The organism is uncultured Algibacter sp., assembly GCF_947487575.1.
In the GTDB taxonomy this organism is placed as follows: domain Bacteria; phylum Bacteroidota; class Bacteroidia; order Flavobacteriales; family Flavobacteriaceae; genus Algibacter_B.
Genome location: NZ_CANKXG010000010.1, coordinates 118,610 through 135,226, shown reverse-complemented (window position 1 = coordinate 135,226; position 16,617 = coordinate 118,610). Strand labels below are relative to the sequence as shown.

The window sequence follows — 16,617 nt, the reverse complement described above, 5'->3', positions numbered from 1 at the left end:
GGACCTCCAGTATCTGTAACATCTATTAAAATAGTACCATTATTGGGCTTCCCTTCAAATATATATTGTTGCTCTGAGCCACCAACACCTGTACCTTTCTGAGTATATCCTACTCCTGGACTTAAGGCTGTAGTGGTGCCTATCTGTGCCCAACTCCAATAGGTTACTCCATTGATAAATGTATTTAACCAATAGCTACTTATACTACCACTTCCAGTATAGCCAGAGGTGAATAAACAGCCAGCACCTGATTCGTCTTTTAGCATTTGTAAATTAAAAGCTGTGTTGTTTGTATTGTTTGTGGCTCCATTATTATCTAATAAACTAGTAGCTCCTATAACACCTACTGGTGATGACCAATAGTTATAACGATATGGATTTGATTGTCCTTCTTGACGTCTTAATATTTTTCCTGTGGAAGAAGTTACTAAATCACTCTTCTCTGTTTGAACTAACTGACAATCATCTTCTAAATCTAAAGTCCCATTGAGCTCTAAATACCAACTGTTCTCGACTTCTTTTTCACTATGAACACGCATTATTGTATTAGAATCTATAATTAATCCTAGTGTCTTTATTCCATGACAAGCTGTAACTTCATTAGATATTTTTACTATACTCCAATCTTTATTGTTTGCAGTATCAGCTATATCCCAAACATCGCCATATAACCATGTACCTGTACTTGTCCATGCACCATCACTTGAAGTTGCATAAGGCATGGGAGCAGTTTGTTCTAATATAGTTGTAATATTATGGAGCGTTAGATTGTTTCCTGTCAAAGAAAAATCTGCAGTCTCAGTTCCAAGAATATTAGTCATTGGATAATATCCTTTTAAAGCACTCCAAAGCACTTTGCCATTTTCTCCTAAATCTTGTATATCTTTTGGTATAATCTTACCTCTTAAAAACCCTGAATTATTTTCAATTTCTTGATAAACCATTTGCTGGATTTGCACATTGGTTAAAGCTTTCTCAAAAATCCTAACTTCGTCAATACTACCTTTAAAATGACCAAAACCGGCTGTACTTGTATTTGTTGGATAACGTCCAACTGTAAACTCTCTTTGAGAATAAATATGTGGCGTTCCATTAAAATTCTCGGTGAGTAATTCTGAATTTAATAACGCATTGGTTGTTTCTCCTACCAATTCTCCATTAATATAAAGTTTTAAGGTTTGATCTGTTGCATTAAATACACCAGTTAAATGATACCATAAATCATTTACAAGTTCAATGTTTAATGATGGATCTGGTTGAACCTGAATATTATTGGAAGGATAATTACTAGAGGATGTTACCTGATCTTGAGTGATTACAACAAAAGCAGGTGTTCTTCCATTAGTTACAAACAACCTCATGTTTTCTTGACCAGCTATACTATATAGATTTGGCAGATTACCGTTTGAAGTATGACTAATCTTTACCCAACTCATAATAGTACCTTCTGTCCAGTTGGTAATAAAAGGCGTTGTATCTAAATAATCATCTTCACCATCAAAATCTATAGTAGCATTAATTGGAGCTGGTGGACATTCATCAAAATCTAATATAAGTGTTTGTGTTCTACAACCGTCACTAGTAGATGCTATAACATTATATTCACCATAATCACTACTTGTTATTATTCCAATAGTAGAACGAGGGTCTGTACCGCTAAATGTTGTTCCGTCTGGGAAAGTCCAATTATAATCTACTCCAGTGTATTCTCTTAAATAAATGGAAAAAGAATCACCAACTGACGCACAAGTTTGCCCTAAAAATTCTAAACCTAATCCCACATTAATAGGAGTAACTTGAGCAGAACTTGAGTTCCCACAATTATCTTCTATTCTAACAGCGTAAGATATTGAAGCGTCTTGGTTACTAAAATAACATTCTGTATTTGTGGCTATTACTTGATTATTTGCAGTATTAATTAAACTGTATGTAAAAGGTCCAACACCACCATCGGTTATACCAGAAACTGAAACAAAACCATTATTTGAACAAGTATAACTACTTAAAGGTGTTAACCTAGGTTGTTCATAAGATTCAACTTCAAAAGTATCTGAATAAACACTACAACCTGAGAAAATATCATACTCAATATAATATTCACCTCCAGAAACATTACTAAAAGTAGCGGGTCCAAAAAAAGAAGCTGCTGTATTAACTAAATTTCCTGTTGCAGCATCTCTAAGTCTAAACCATTTAGCTCCAAAACCACCGCCAACATTTGAAGTAACAGAAACCTCTACAGAATGAGAATTGATACAACCTTGAATAACATCAATATCAAAATCAACATTCAAAGCATCTTCTGCTTCAAACTCAAAGGCATGAGTATCTACATTCCCACAAGCATCAGTTCCAGTTACAACGTAATTACCTACCACAAGTTCATCAAAAACATTTCCGTTTTTAGGGCCAGCATCCCCAGCAAATCCAGAAGGAACCGTTGTCAACTCAAAAGTTACTGGACCTACGGCTTCACTATTATTATAAGATACTATAACAGAGCCTAACCCTGGATTACAAGTGTCTCCCTGAGCATCAGTACTAGAATTAATTTGAATTACCTCCGATTGGACATCTCCATTTCCTGAAACAATATTACCACAACTATCTGATACTGTATAACTAAAACTCCCATATGGCATATCGTCAAAATCCCCAGTAGTATTGGTTAAAACACCTGTATAACCAGCTGGTGTACTAGTTAATGTATATGTATAAGGACCAACCATCCAACTTGGGTTTAAACTTAAATCCCATTCTGAACATGTTTTGTTAGACGTGCTAAAAAACACATTAGCAGTTGGATTATTATGCGTATAGGTATCTGTTTGACCACAGCTACCTGTTACAGAAAATGTGTAAGGCGCTTGATTTATTGGTAACGTAAAATCTCCTGTAGTATTTGATGATGAATAACCACTTGGTGCGCCTCCAACAACTTCATAAGTATATAAGCCACTTCCAAAGACATCAACACTATAAATTGCCTCAGTACATGATATACGATTTACACCTCTACCATTTAAAAACACACTTGAGGAAGATGTCGAATTAATAGTTTGATTTCTTGTTTGGAAATCACCACAAACATCAAAAACTCTAATTCTATAATTTCCAGAAGGTAAATTATTGAATATGTAACTTGTACTAGAATCGCTTATTGGCCCTGTTGTTGTTCCTGTAGGCCCATCTATTATTTGATATTCATAAGGACCAACGCCTTCTGAAACACTAACGGATATAGACCCTGTACTTTCACCGGGACAATTAGGAGCTGTAGAGCTACTTGAAAAATCTAATACCTCAGTCTCGTCTATAACAGTTATATTTCCAACAAAAGGAGGGTTTGATAAATCTCCTGCATCTTCAACGGTTACTTCGTAAACTCCAGGATATAGATCATTAAAAGTAAATACAGACGAATGAAATTGATCTATAAAAGGGTATGTTTGTCCATTCGCTGTTGGGCCATCAGTAATTTTAAATAGATATAAACTTGGTGAACTTGTAGCTCCACTTGCTACAGCTGTTATAGACCCATTATTTGCACATGTTGCAGTAACCTGTGTTAATACAACATTAACATCAAAAAAAGATTTGGCTTTTTCAGTTTCCCTTAAAGTTAATTTATCTTCCTTTTTAAGATTTGACTTATCGTAAGAACTGCTAACTGTGGTTATACTAAAAGCCAAACTACATTTAATAAGAACAGTAAATACTAAAATTTTACTTCGAGTGAGTAATCTTTTTTCCATTAACATTAATTTAGGTTAAGCTTTATTATGACACTTAAAACTTTGAATAGTCACTTAACTATAAAGCTTTAAAATCATTACAACTGGTACTAACGTAAATTTTAGTAAAATGGATTTTTAATTCACTTTGGATAAGAAATTAATTTAAGAGGGAGATAAGTCTAATCCAAATTCAAAAGGCGAAAGTAGTTAAAAATGTTAATAAAAAAAATAAAATATTCGATTAAAGTTTATTTTTTATCGATTAAATACGTTTTTATAAGATAAAGTGTTTATTTAATTCTAAGTCACATAAGCTACTAAATCCTCAATTTTAGAAATTAATTGAATTTTTATAACCGTGTTTTTAAGTGAAATTTTATTGTATTTAGAAACGAAAATAGTAGAGAAACCCAGTTTTTCAGCTTCTAAAATTCGTTGATCTACACGCTGAACTGGGCGAATTTCTCCAGATAAACCAACTTCTCCAGCAAAGCAAAAATCTTTTTGAAGTGACACATCTTCATTTGAGGACAAAATAGAAGCTACAACGGCTAAATCTATTGCAGGGTCATCAACAGTAATACCTCCTGTTATATTCAAAAACACATCTTTAGCGCCTAAACGAAATCCTGCTCGTTTTTCTAAAACAGCCAGTAACATATTTAAACGTTTTACATTAAACCCTGTTGCACTGCGCTGTGGTGTCCCATAAACTGCTGTGCTTACCAACGCTTGAACTTCTATCATTAGAGGGCGTACGCCCTCTAATGTCGCTACTATGGCATTACCAGAAAGTTCCTCATCCTTTTTTGAAATTAAAATTTCTGATGGGTTTGAAACTTCTCTTAAACCTGAACCCTGCATTTCATAAATACCTAATTCATTGGTTGAACCAAAACGATTTTTATGTGCTCTTAAAATTCTGAATACATGATTTCTATCGCCTTCAAATTGTAAAACAGTATCCACCATATGTTCTAAAATTTTTGGTCCAGCAATGTTTCCATCTTTAGTAATATGCCCTATTAATAAAACAGGTGTTGCTGTTTCTTTAGCAAACTTTATAAGTTCTGCTGTACACTCTTTTATTTGTGAAATACTTCCGGAAGAGGACTCAATATAATCACTATGCAACGTTTGAATGGAATCAATAATAACAATATCAGGCTCTAAAGTCTCGATTTGTTTAAAGATATTCTGCGTTTTAGTCTCCGTTAAAATATAACAATTATTGTTCTCTGGATTAATACGCTCTGCCCGCATTTTTATTTGTTTCTGGCTTTCTTCGCCCGAAACATAAAGTGTCTTATAGGGTAATTTTAATGAAATTTGTAGCAATAAGGTACTTTTACCAATTCCGGGTTCACCTCCTAATAAGGTTAAAGAACCTGGAACAATACCCCCCCCTAAAACACGATTAAATTCAGCATCAAAAGTATTTAATCTTGGTTCTTTTGAAACATCAATATCTTTAATCTGTAATGGTACTGATACTTTTTTTACAGTAGTTGTTGGTAATTTCCAATCGCTTTTTTCAGGTTTCTGAATGACTTCTTCAACTATAGTATTCCATTCTTTGCAGGCATTACACTGCCCTTGCCACTTAGCATATTGCGCGCCGCAGTTTTGGCAAAAAAAAGTGGTTTTAACTTTTGCCATTAATACCCAAAATCTTCTTTAATTAACTCTGCTTTTTCTAACATTAAATCTTTTGTAAGCCCTGCTATTTCCTCTAAGGTATAAGCTGATTGATAGGTTCGCATTGCTTTTTTAGGCTCGCCAGTTTCTTCAAAAAAACGTGCTATGTAATATGTACCTAGAAGCGTCTCTGGATAAGCCTTTCTTGCCATTTTACCCAATTCTTCATAATACTCAAACAATTCGTTTTTTTCAATTGCCGCAGATATGGCCTTAAAATCGTTCAATAATATCTTTTTTTCAATACCAAATAAATCAGAAATAGATTGATATTTTTCTTGAAGATATAATACTGGCGAAATTTCTAATTCTAAAATAACATCTTTATATTCCTTTTTTGAAATTGGTTGAAATACTTGGAAAATATTTCCTATGGCACTTGGAATAGCATGTGTTGGAACTGCATAATGCGAAGGCCCATCAAAACTATCAAAATCATACACTAAATTTTCATTTTCAATAGTCGAAATATCAGTATTTAAAGCATCTGTCATTTGTTTTACTGATTTAGAATCGTTATTCGTGTTGGCTAAATAATAAAATGTTTTAGACTGAACTTTACTTATGGATTCTGGTAAGTAATCAATCATATTAGGTGCTAATTCTGGGCTAATACTAATATAAGCTTGAAATAAAGGCTTAGGTTTTAGTAAATAATAATTTATAAAATTGGCGGTTTCTCCATGCCCTATTGCTACTCTAAAATTGCCTGCTCTATAGGTTCTTTCTATATATGGTAGCAACTCCATTCCAATAAACTCAAAGAAAGCAGCTCCTGTTTCAATAGGTAATGAATTTTGTTCAGAATATATACAATCATCATATCGCTTATCAATTTGATTTACACCAACAACAATAGATTCTGGCATATCTTCCCAATAGGAATAATAATCTACATTTCCTGCAACAGCTTCAAACATATAATCGCCGTCCAACACAACAAATACAGGGTAAGTTTTGTCTTCATCAGTATTATAACCTCTTGGTACTTGAACTTTTATTTGACGCTCTTCTCCTAATTTTAAAGATTGAATGGTTTTGTATTTAACTTGAGCTTCAGATAGATTAAAAATTAATAATAGAAATAAAAAGAAAACTGCGGTCTTTTTCATTTAAGAGTAATTTGAGATTTATTAGGGGCAAGGTAAGAAATTATAGAGAGAGATTAAAAGCAAAGTTTTAAGCACTTTTTGAAACCTTATTTCTGTTGTAAATTGGTAAATAGATTAAAGAAAGCCCTCCACAAATAATAAGCATGAGTGTTTGTGACGCCCACATAATCCAACCAAAAGCAATACTAGGATCTTCTGGAATTCCAAAAATAGAGAATGCCGCATAAATTGCTAAAGGATAAGAACCTATACCTCCATTTGTTGCAGCTATACTAAAACTTGCCGATATAAAACCTATTAAAATAGCGCCAGCCGAAATACCATCTAATTCAGAAATAGAAAATGAAGTAACGTAAAACATAAGTACGTACATACCCCAAATAAAAAGTGTATGAAAAATAAATGCCCACTTTTTTTTCATTTTAAAAATACTTAAAGCACCTTCTATCAAACCGCCTACAAAAGTTCTTATTTTTAAGGCTATTTTAGAATTACTTTTTTTAACAAACCTAAAAAAGAAAATACTTAGCAAAACACACCCAAAAAGCACTATTAAAATTTTTATTGGATTGAATTTTTCAATAAGAAATGCATAAATAAAATCGAATTGAAGAAAAAGTGTTATACCAATTATTCCAAACATTACAATTAAATCTGCAATACGTTCAGCTACTATTGTTCCAAAGCCTTTCTCAAAAGGTACATCTTCATAGTTAGCAATTATAGAAGCTCTAGCTACCTCACCAGCTCTTGGTATAGTATAATTTATTAAATAGGTAGCAAAAACAGCCATAACACTATTACCAAACTTAATCTTGTAGCCCATAGGCTCCAACATAAATAACCACCTGTAAGCCCTAGATAAATGACTTAATAAACCCAAAAATACACCAAGAATAATCCATGTATAATCTGCATTTTTAGCATACTCCACTAATTCTTCAATAGACACTTTAGATAATGAGTACCAGACTAAAAAAACTCCCAATAACAATGGGAGGGTAATTTTAAATATATTTTTTGTTTTTTTATTCAAAGTCTATTTTAATAAATTAGTGGCTTCATCTGGAAATACCAAAGAAGGTTTAAAGGCCTTAGCTTTTTCAATATCCATAAAAGCATAAGTTATAAGAATTAATGTATCTCCTACTGAAACTTTTCTAGCTGCAGCGCCATTAAGTGTTATTTCGCCACTTTTTCTTGGCCCAGGAATGCAATAGGTTTCTAAACGTTCACCATTGTCGTTATTTACAATCTGAACCTTTTCTCCTTGTATGATGTTAGCAGCTTCCATTAAGTCTTCGTCAATAGTTATACTGCCTATATAATTGAGTTCTGCACCTGTACATTTAACTCTATGAATTTTAGATTTTACTACTTGAATTTGCATGCGGCAAAGATAATTAATTTAATGCGATATTATCAATGAGTCTAATATCATCTGCATATACAGCAATAAACGCTCTATATGTTTTTTTGTTTGATTTTCGTTTAACTGGTTTTAAGGTTTTAGTGTCTGCAATAATAAAATACTCCAGTTCTAAAATATCATGTTTAGCAAACTGATTTTCAACCCATTCCAATACTTTATTAGCACTTTTTGTGCCAAATTTTTCCTTGGCAGTTTTTAGTGTTTTATAAATAAAAGGTGCTGCTGTTCTATATTCTGGTTTTAACCTAGTATTACGAGAACTCATCGCTAACCCATTAGCTTCACGATGTATTTTACATCCTACAATTTTTACGGGAATATGATATTTCTCTACTAATTTTTTAATAATGGTTAATTGCTGAAAATCTTTTTCACCAAAATAAGCCTTATGTGGTTTTACAATATCAAAAAAACGTTTTACTATTGTGCCAACACCATCAAAATGTCCATGCCTAAATTTGCCTTCCATTTCGAACTCTAAACCATCAAAATCAAATTCTTGAGAGATGGTATTTCCACCGTAAATATCATCCACCGTTGGTGCATAAACCAAAATATCTGTTTTACTAACAGTTTTTAGTAATTCAACATCACTATCTAAAGTTCTAGGATATTTTGCTAAGTCGTCTTTATTATCAAACTGTGTTGGGTTTACAAAAACACTAACAATCACCTTATCATTATTGGCTAAAGCTTTTTTAACTAATTGTAAATGCCCTTGATGCAATGCGCCCATTGTTGGCACCATACCAATGGTTAATTTATTAGCTTTTAAACCATCAATAGCGATTGTAATTTGCTGTTTATCTGAGTAAACCTCCATTTTTAATAAAAAATTAACGCTTGCAAACTTAAGATTTTACAACCAATTAGCATAAAATTTTGTACTTTTGCGTGTTTTTTATTTTGAAATTTTAAATGCAGAACCGCTTTAAAGCAGGCATTTTGAAAATTCTTTTTTAAAAAAGAAAACAATAATTGCTATTTATAGAGTTATTTTAAGTCAACAAAATCAAACATATGAAAGATAAGAGGATATTATATGTATCATCTGAAGTAGTACCTTATTTACCAGAAACTGAAATTTCTTCGGCATCTTTTGAAGCACCAAGATTGGTAAATCAACAAGGCGGGCAAATAAGAATCTTCATGCCTAGATACGGAAATATTAATGAGCGAAGACACCAATTACACGAAGTTATTAGATTATCAGGTATCAATTTAGTAATAAATGACTTAGATATGCCGCTTATTATTAAAGTAGCATCCATACCAAAAGAGCGTATTCAAGTTTATTTTATCGACAATGACGAATACTTTAAAAGAAAAGCAACATTAACAGATGAAGACGGTAAGTTGTTTTCTGATAATGATGAACGCGCTATTTTCTTTGCAAAGGGTGTTATTGAAACTGTGAAAAAATTAAACTGGGCTCCAGATATTATTCATGTTCATGGATGGTTAGCATCATTGCTACCTCTCTATCTAAAAGAATATTATAAAGACGAGCCTTTATTTAACGAGAGCAAAATAGTAACCTCTATATACAATCAAAGTTTTGATGGAACGTTAAATAAAGACATGGTTAACAAAATTAAGTTTGATAATATTGAAGATGATGCTATTAAAACTTTGGATGAGCCAACTTATAATAATTTAATGAAAGTTGCCATTGATTATTCTGACGCTTTAATTGTAGGATCTGAAAACATTCCAGAAGAATTAGATTCATATTTAAAAGCTGCTGATAAACCTATTTTAGAACACAAAAGTAAAGATGAATTCGGTGAAGCTTACACAACATTTTTCAACGAAACTGTTTTAAGTTAAACCCATGTAATTCATTAAATTGTATATGAAAAACAAATTTAAAGCCCTTAAATTCCCTATAATTATTACCCTATTTTTATCATCCTTTATTGCTTGTGATAAAGATTTTAGTGTTATAGAAAGTGATGTTTTAGGTGAAGAAAACGCTCATTTTTCGACTGGTATAGACACCTTGCCCATTTCGGCATATAATAAAAAGTTAAGTGCAGTACAAGTTAATAATTTAGCTTCTAATCTTTTAGGTGTTTTTAACGATTTAGAATTCGGAAAAAGTACTGCGAGTATAGTTACACAAATAACACCAAACTCATCCTCTTTAAATCCAAATTTTGGTGTTGATCCAGTTATTGATTCTGTAGTTATTAATATCCCTTATTTTAGTACAGTAACTGGCCCTGACGACTTGGATCCAAATGCATCAAAATACAACTTAGATTCAGTCTACGGTGATATAGGCACACCCTTTAAGCTAACAATTTATAAAAACAATTATTTTTTAAAAGATTTTGAAGGAAGAAGTACTCAAAATTATTACTCTAAATCTGAGGGTCTTGACAACCCCTCTCACAATTATGCATTAAACGGTTCGGAAGAAATAGACTTTGATAATCATTTAGGAGAAATGATTTATGAAAATAGTGACTTTAAACCAAGAACTGTATTTAAAAAATTATTAGAAATAAGTGGAACTGATACTATAGTAACATACGCTGCTCCAGCCTTAAGAATTAAATTTGATAGTGAAATTACTGAAGATGAGGATAAAATAAGGTTTTGGCAACAAACCATTATAGAAAAAGGAGGTGAACCAGAATTAAGTAGTGTAAATGACTTTAGAGCCTATTTTAGAGGCTTATATTTTAAAGCCGAAGCCATTGAAAATGGTGGTAATATGTTTTTAATAAATCTTGAATCATCAGAAGCTAATATTACTATTTACTATAAAAATGGAGAAGAATCTGAAAAATATGTTATGGATTTTACTGGAAACAAGCTTAATACCTTTAAAAATGAATTTAGTGCGCCGTTAGCAGATGGGGATAAAGATAATGGGGATGAAACACTTTATCTTAAGGGTCTATCTGGTTCTATGGCTGTGGTAGATTTGTTTAATGGATTAGTAGAATATACAGATAATGCTGGTAACATTTCAGAAATTTCGGCCGTTGATTATTTCAAAAAAACGTATAGAAAAACCAATAAAGAAGGAAACTTTATTTATGATGATGAAGGAAATTATGTTTTAAAAAGGCTTATTAATGAAGCCCATTTAACTATTTATGAAGATGAATCTAAGGTTATAAATACTGTTGATGAGAAGAACGGTGATGCATATCATAAATACGATCGTATTTATGCCTATGATATAAAAAACAACTTACCAACTATTGATTATCAATTTGACGGTACTGAAAACAATGACCCCATTTTTTCTAAAATTTTTAGTTTAGAACAAAGAGATAGTATATCTCCAACAGAAGCTAAATACAAAATTAGGATTACAGAACACTTAAATAATATTATTCAAAATGATTCTACCAACTATAAAATTGGCCTAGTATTATCTAATAATGTTAATTATATAAATAATTCTGGTATTTTAAATAGTAATGATGATGTAACTGCTGTTCCATCTGCATCTGTAATATCTCCAAGAGGCACTATTCTTTATGGAAGTAATGAGGCTATTGACGCCCTTGATGTTAATGGTGAAAATAAAAGGTTAACATTAAAAATATTCTATACCGAAACTGAAACTAAAGAGGAATAATTAGGTTATCATACTTAGCAAAGTGAATTTAATCGTGAAAATATAATAGTTCGTATAGTAATTATCTGTCATTACTATTTATTTTTCATATTTGCCCTAAATAAAAATAACCCCAAAATCAAATTTAAAAATTATGTGCGGAATTGTTGGATATATTGGACACAGAGAAGCTTACCCAATTGTTATTGAAGGCCTTAAACGGCTAGAGTATAGAGGTTATGATAGTGCAGGAATTGCCCTATTTGATGGCACCGACCTAAAAGTTTCTAAAACCAAAGGAAAAGTTGCTGATTTAGAAGACCGTTCTAATAAAGAAATTTCTAAAAACGGAAATGTTGGTATTGGTCATACACGTTGGGCGACTCATGGGGTTCCTAACGATATAAACTCGCATCCTCACCTTTCAAACTCTGGTGAATTAGTAATTATCCATAATGGCATTATAGAAAACTACGATTCTCTAAAACAAGAACTTATTTCAAGAGGTTATACTTTTAAATCAGATACTGATACTGAAGTTTTAATCAATTTAATTGAAGACGTTAAGAAACAAGAGAAAGTAAAACTTGGTAAAGCAGTTCAAATTGCTCTTAATCAAGTTATAGGAGCCTATGCCATTGCTGTTTTTGATAAAAATAAACCTGAAGAAATTGTTGTAGCACGTTTAGGAAGTCCTTTAGCAATTGGTATTGGCGAAAATGAAGATGAATTTTTTATTGCTAGTGATGCTTCTCCTTTTCTAGAATACACAAAAAATGCTGTATATCTAGAAGATGAAGAGATGGCTGTTATTAGATTTCATAAAGGCATAAAGGTTAGAAAAATAAAAGATGATTCTTTAGTAGACACTTACGTTCAAGAACTTCAATTAAATTTGGAACAAATTGAAAAAGGAGGTTATGATCATTTCATGCTTAAAGAAATTCATGAGCAACCTAAAGCCATAACAGATACATATAGAGGTAGATTATTGAGAAATGAAGCTATTATAAAAATGGCTGGTGTTGAAGATAACATGAAAAAATTTCTTAATGCTAATCGTATTATTATAGTGGCTTGCGGTACATCATGGCATGCAGGATTAGTAGCAGAATATATTTTCGAAGATTTAGCAAGAATACCCGTTGAAGTTGAGTATGCTTCAGAATTTAGATACCGTAACCCAGTTATAACAGAAAATGATGTACTCATTGCTATTTCTCAATCTGGAGAAACAGCCGATACTTTGGCCGCTATTAAATTAGCAAAATCAAAAGGAGCCTTTGTATTTGGAGTTTGTAATGTAGTAGGTTCATCTATTGCTAGAGAATCTGATGCAGGAGCTTATACACATGCAGGTCCAGAAATTGGAGTTGCTTCTACAAAAGCTTTTACAACGCAAATTACAGTTTTGACTCTTATGGCTTTGAGATTAGCAAGAGCAAAAGGAACTATTAGTAGTTCAGATTTCCGTCAGCATTTATTAGAATTAGAAATGATTCCGAAAAAGGTAGAAAAAGCATTAGAGTCTGATGCAAATATTCAGACTATTTCTGATGTTTACAAAAACGCAAATAACTTTTTATACTTAGGGCGAGGATTCAATTTTCCAGTAGCTCTTGAAGGCGCACTAAAATTAAAAGAAATTTCATACATACATGCTGAAGGGTATCCAGCTGCAGAAATGAAACATGGCCCAATAGCATTAATTGATGAAAATATGCCTATAGTTGTGATTGCAACTAAAAAAGGTCACTATGAAAAAGTAGTGAGTAACATTCAAGAAATTAAATCTAGAAAAGGTAAAATAATTGGTATTGTAACTGAAGGTGATGTTCAAGTAAAAGAATTAGCCGACCACGTTATTGAAGTACCTGAGACTTTAGAATCGCTTTCGCCACTACTTACAACAATTCCATTACAACTATTATCTTATCATATAGCGGTAATGCTAGATAAAAATGTGGATCAACCAAGAAATTTAGCAAAATCTGTTACTGTAGAGTAAAAAAATAATTTCACAACTTCAATTTAAAATAGCCATGTTTAATATTAAACATGGCTATTCTTATTTTTAACCCTTATATTTTGATTAATTATCAATAAAACACGATATTTTTTGTTAAAATATATTATGCGTGCATAATTTTTTTTATTTTAGTCCACTAGGATGGTATTATATTTTTATACTATCTTGTTATTAAACTTAAACTAATTATACTAAATGAAGACAATTCTCCCCTTTTTAATGCTCTTGTTTTGTGGGTTATCTTTTTCACAAACAACAATTACTGGTTCAGTCGTCGATGATAATAGTCAACCTATTCCTGGTGCTAATATTATTATTGTTGGTACATCAACAGGAACTGTAACAGATTTTGACGGTAATTTTTCATTGACAACAAATTTAAACCCTCCTTTTTCACTTCAAGCAAGTAGTGTTGGGTTTGAAACTATTTCTGAAACTATTACAACTAACAATCAAAAAATTGATTTTATTCTTATCGAAGGCACCTCACTTGACGAAGTTGTTATTTCGGCATCAAGAACACCAGAACGTATTTTTGAATCGCCAGTTACTGTCGAGCGCTTTGGCCTTAAAGAAATAAAAAACACAGCTTCAGCAGATTTTTATGGTGGTTTAGAGAATCTAAAAGGTGTTGATATAAACACTAATAGCTTAACTTTTAAATCTATTAATACCAGAGGTTTTGCCACATTTGCAAATACCCGTTTCATGCAGTTAGTCGATGGTATGGATAACTCTGCACCAGCTCTTAACTTTCCGCTAGGAAACTTACTCGGCATGGTAGAAACTGATGTACAAAGCGTAGAACTTTTACCAGGTGCATCTTCTGCACTTTATGGAGCTAATGCATTTAATGGCATATTGTTTATGACAAGTAAAAATCCATTTAACCATCAAGGCATTAGAACATATATAAAGCAAGGCATAACATCTCAAGAGGCTGCTGGAAATAACACTTATACAGATATGGGTATAAGTGCTTCATACAAGTTTTCTGATAAGTTTGCGGCTAAAGTCAATTTTGGATATTTAAGAGGAACTGATTGGTATGCGACAAACTATGATGATAAAGATACACCTGGTGGCACTCGTGGATCTAACATAAATTATGATGGAGTTAATGTTTATGGAGATAATGTAACTACCAATATTAGAGATGCAGCACCTGATAGAATTAAAGGCATAATTCCAGATGTAAATGTAAGTAGAACTGGCTATAGAGAAGAAGATTTAACCGATTACAGTGCTGAAAACATTAAAGCAGACTTGGGTTTATATTTCCGCCCTTGGGAAAATGACTTCGAAATTCAATATATTGGTAAAGTAGGTACAGGTTCTACCATCTATCAAGGTGCACAACGTTATAGAATAGATGGATTTTCATTACAGCAACATAAAATAGAAGTTAAAAATAATAATTTTTTCGTTAGAGGTTATATCACTTCAGATAAAGCAGGAGACACTTATGTAATGGATGTTGCGGGCCCAAACTTATTACAAGCATGGAAATCTCATCCTGATTGGTTTGGTGATTATATCGAAACGTACGCTGGTGAAGTATTAGATGGCTCAACAGATGACCAAGCGCATGTAGCAGCTAGAATTGCTGCTGAAGATGGAAGGCCTGAGTTAGGATCAGATCGATTTCAACAACTTTTTGACCAAGTTACATCAGATACTGATTTCTTAACTGGATCAGCATTTAAAGACAATTCTAAAATTTATCATGCAGATGCCAATTATAATTTTGGTGACACTTTTGATTTTGCAGAAATTCAAGTAGGAGGATCATTTCGTACTTATAGATTGAACTCTTTCGGAACTATTTATGCCGATGCTAACGGACCAATAACCTATTCTGAATTAGGTATTTATACTCAACTACAACGCTCAATAGAATTAAATGAAAATTTAAAACTTAAATTAACAGGATCGCTTAGATATGACAAATCTGAATTGTTTGATGGGTTCTTTTCTCCAAGAATTTCAGCTGGCTTAACAGTTAACGAAAATCATAACTTTAGAGCATCGTTCCAAACTGGTTTTAGAAATCCTGACACACAGTCGCTATATATAGGCTTGCAAACTGCCTTAGGGACTTTAATTGGCGGCGCAACAGATATTGGAGATCGCTATTCTAGAGACTATAACATTAGCCAGTTTGCACAAAACAACCTTGGTCAACCATCAAGCAAATCTCAAACAGGAGCTGCGGCTTATACAAATTCTTTATTTGCTTCAATAGCTAATGGATTGGGTACACATGATTCTGCATCTGATGGTAGTAATTTTATTGCTAACTCAAGCTATGCAAATCCAGAACAAGTGAGTTCTTTTGAATTTGGGTATAGAGGAAAAGTAAGTGATTTTATCATTGACGCATCTGCTTACTATAGTATTTACAATGATTTCCTTGCTAATGAATCAGTAGTTGCACCGCTTTATGGAGATGTTTCTAACTTTAATTTAACTGGTTACGACCCAAATAATCCAGCATCTGTTGCAGGACTAAATGGAGATACACAACAAATTTTAGCAGCTTTGAACAATCGTGACATTGTCGTTTACCAAACATATACAAATACTGAGGAAACTGTTAAGTCGTATGGCGCAGCCATTGAAGTATCAACCAAAGTATTTAACGGTTTTGATTTAAGCGCTAATTATACTTGGGCTAGATTAGATTTTGACGTAGCTGGAAATCCTGATTTTAGAACTAATTTTAATACACCAGAACATAAATTTAAAACATCCTTTGGTAAAACTGAATTATTTAAAAACTTCGGTTTTAATCTGGCATGGCGTTGGAGTGACAACTATTTCTGGGAGGCTTCTTTTGGTGATGGTGAAGTCCCTGCATTTCATGTATTGGACGCACAGGTCAATTTCAGAATTCCAAGTCTTAAAACAACATTTAAAGCCGGAGCTACAAATCTTTTAGGCGATGAGTATTTCACTGCTTTTGGAACCGGCTTTATCGGATCGCAGTACTATTTATCTTTAACAATTAACAACCTATAAAAATAAGT

General features: G+C 32.5%; 10 protein-coding genes. 4 read left to right on the top strand and 6 right to left on the bottom strand.

Annotated elements, in window-relative coordinates:
- From Q0870_RS12665 to panC, 6 genes are all read right to left on the bottom strand, one after another.
- Positions 1-3,755 (bottom strand): LamG-like jellyroll fold domain-containing protein (locus Q0870_RS12665; RefSeq protein ID WP_298555887.1); only part of this gene is annotated, 3,755 nt, incomplete at its 3' end.
- 282 nt (positions 3,756-4,037) lie between these two features.
- On the bottom strand, positions 4,038-5,396 hold the full coding sequence (radA, locus tag Q0870_RS12660) for a DNA repair protein RadA (protein ID WP_298555886.1): 1,359 nt from the start codon (positions 5,394-5,396) through the stop codon (positions 4,038-4,040).
- Positions 5,396-6,547 (bottom strand): alpha/beta hydrolase-fold protein, encoded by a 1,152-nt coding sequence (locus tag Q0870_RS12655; RefSeq protein ID WP_298555885.1) that lies wholly within the window; start codon positions 6,545-6,547, stop codon positions 5,396-5,398. The genes radA and Q0870_RS12655 overlap by 1 nt, the downstream gene beginning before the upstream one ends.
- A 67-nt stretch (positions 6,548-6,614) precedes the next feature.
- Positions 6,615-7,583 (bottom strand): lysylphosphatidylglycerol synthase transmembrane domain-containing protein, encoded by a 969-nt coding sequence (locus Q0870_RS12650; RefSeq protein ID WP_298555884.1) that lies wholly within the window; start codon positions 7,581-7,583, stop codon positions 6,615-6,617.
- Positions 7,584-7,586: 3 nt separating this feature from the next.
- Positions 7,587-7,937, bottom strand: a complete 351-nt coding sequence (panD, locus tag Q0870_RS12645) for an aspartate 1-decarboxylase (RefSeq protein ID WP_298555883.1) — start codon at positions 7,935-7,937, stop codon at positions 7,587-7,589.
- Between the two features lie 13 nt (positions 7,938-7,950).
- Positions 7,951-8,802, bottom strand: a complete 852-nt coding sequence (panC, locus tag Q0870_RS12640) for a pantoate--beta-alanine ligase (protein WP_298555882.1) — start codon at positions 8,800-8,802, stop codon at positions 7,951-7,953.
- Between the two features lie 197 nt (positions 8,803-8,999).
- On the opposite strand from panC, the gene Q0870_RS12635 reads away from it, so the two are divergent.
- The 4 genes from Q0870_RS12635 (at position 9,000) to Q0870_RS12620 (ending at position 16,609) form a co-directional block, all read left to right on the top strand.
- Complete coding sequence (locus tag Q0870_RS12635) at positions 9,000-9,809, top strand: glycogen/starch synthase (protein WP_298555881.1); 810 nt, start codon at positions 9,000-9,002, stop codon at positions 9,807-9,809.
- Between the two features lie 25 nt (positions 9,810-9,834).
- Positions 9,835-11,580 carry a DUF4270 domain-containing protein gene (locus Q0870_RS12630; protein WP_298555880.1) on the top strand — a complete coding sequence of 582 codons (1,746 nt, stop codon included), beginning with the start codon at positions 9,835-9,837 and terminating at the stop codon, positions 11,578-11,580.
- Positions 11,581-11,713: 133 nt separating this feature from the next.
- A complete protein-coding gene (glmS, locus tag Q0870_RS12625) occupies positions 11,714-13,567 on the top strand; it encodes a glutamine--fructose-6-phosphate transaminase (isomerizing) (protein ID WP_298555879.1) in 1,854 nt (617 codons plus the stop codon).
- 216 nt (positions 13,568-13,783) lie between these two features.
- Positions 13,784-16,609, top strand: coding sequence for a TonB-dependent receptor (locus tag Q0870_RS12620; RefSeq protein ID WP_298555878.1), 2,826 nt, complete (start codon positions 13,784-13,786; stop codon positions 16,607-16,609).
- The last annotated feature ends 8 nt before the right edge of the window (positions 16,610-16,617 follow it).

Coding starts and splice junctions, on each gene's coding strand:
- radA (WP_298555886.1), bottom strand. CDS start 5,396: ATGGCAAAAGTTAAAACCACTTTTTTTTGCCAAAACTGCGGCGCGCAA.
- Q0870_RS12655 (WP_298555885.1), bottom strand. CDS start 6,547: ATGAAAAAGACCGCAGTTTTCTTTTTATTTCTATTATTAATTTTTAAT.
- panD (WP_298555883.1), bottom strand. CDS start 7,937: ATGCAAATTCAAGTAGTAAAATCTAAAATTCATAGAGTTAAATGTACA.
- panC (WP_298555882.1), bottom strand. CDS start 8,802: ATGGAGGTTTACTCAGATAAACAGCAAATTACAATCGCTATTGATGGT.
- Q0870_RS12635 (WP_298555881.1), top strand. CDS start 9,000: ATGAAAGATAAGAGGATATTATATGTATCATCTGAAGTAGTACCTTAT.
- Q0870_RS12630 (WP_298555880.1), top strand. CDS start 9,835: ATGAAAAACAAATTTAAAGCCCTTAAATTCCCTATAATTATTACCCTA.
- glmS (WP_298555879.1), top strand. CDS start 11,714: ATGTGCGGAATTGTTGGATATATTGGACACAGAGAAGCTTACCCAATT.
- Q0870_RS12620 (WP_298555878.1), top strand. CDS start 13,784: ATGAAGACAATTCTCCCCTTTTTAATGCTCTTGTTTTGTGGGTTATCT.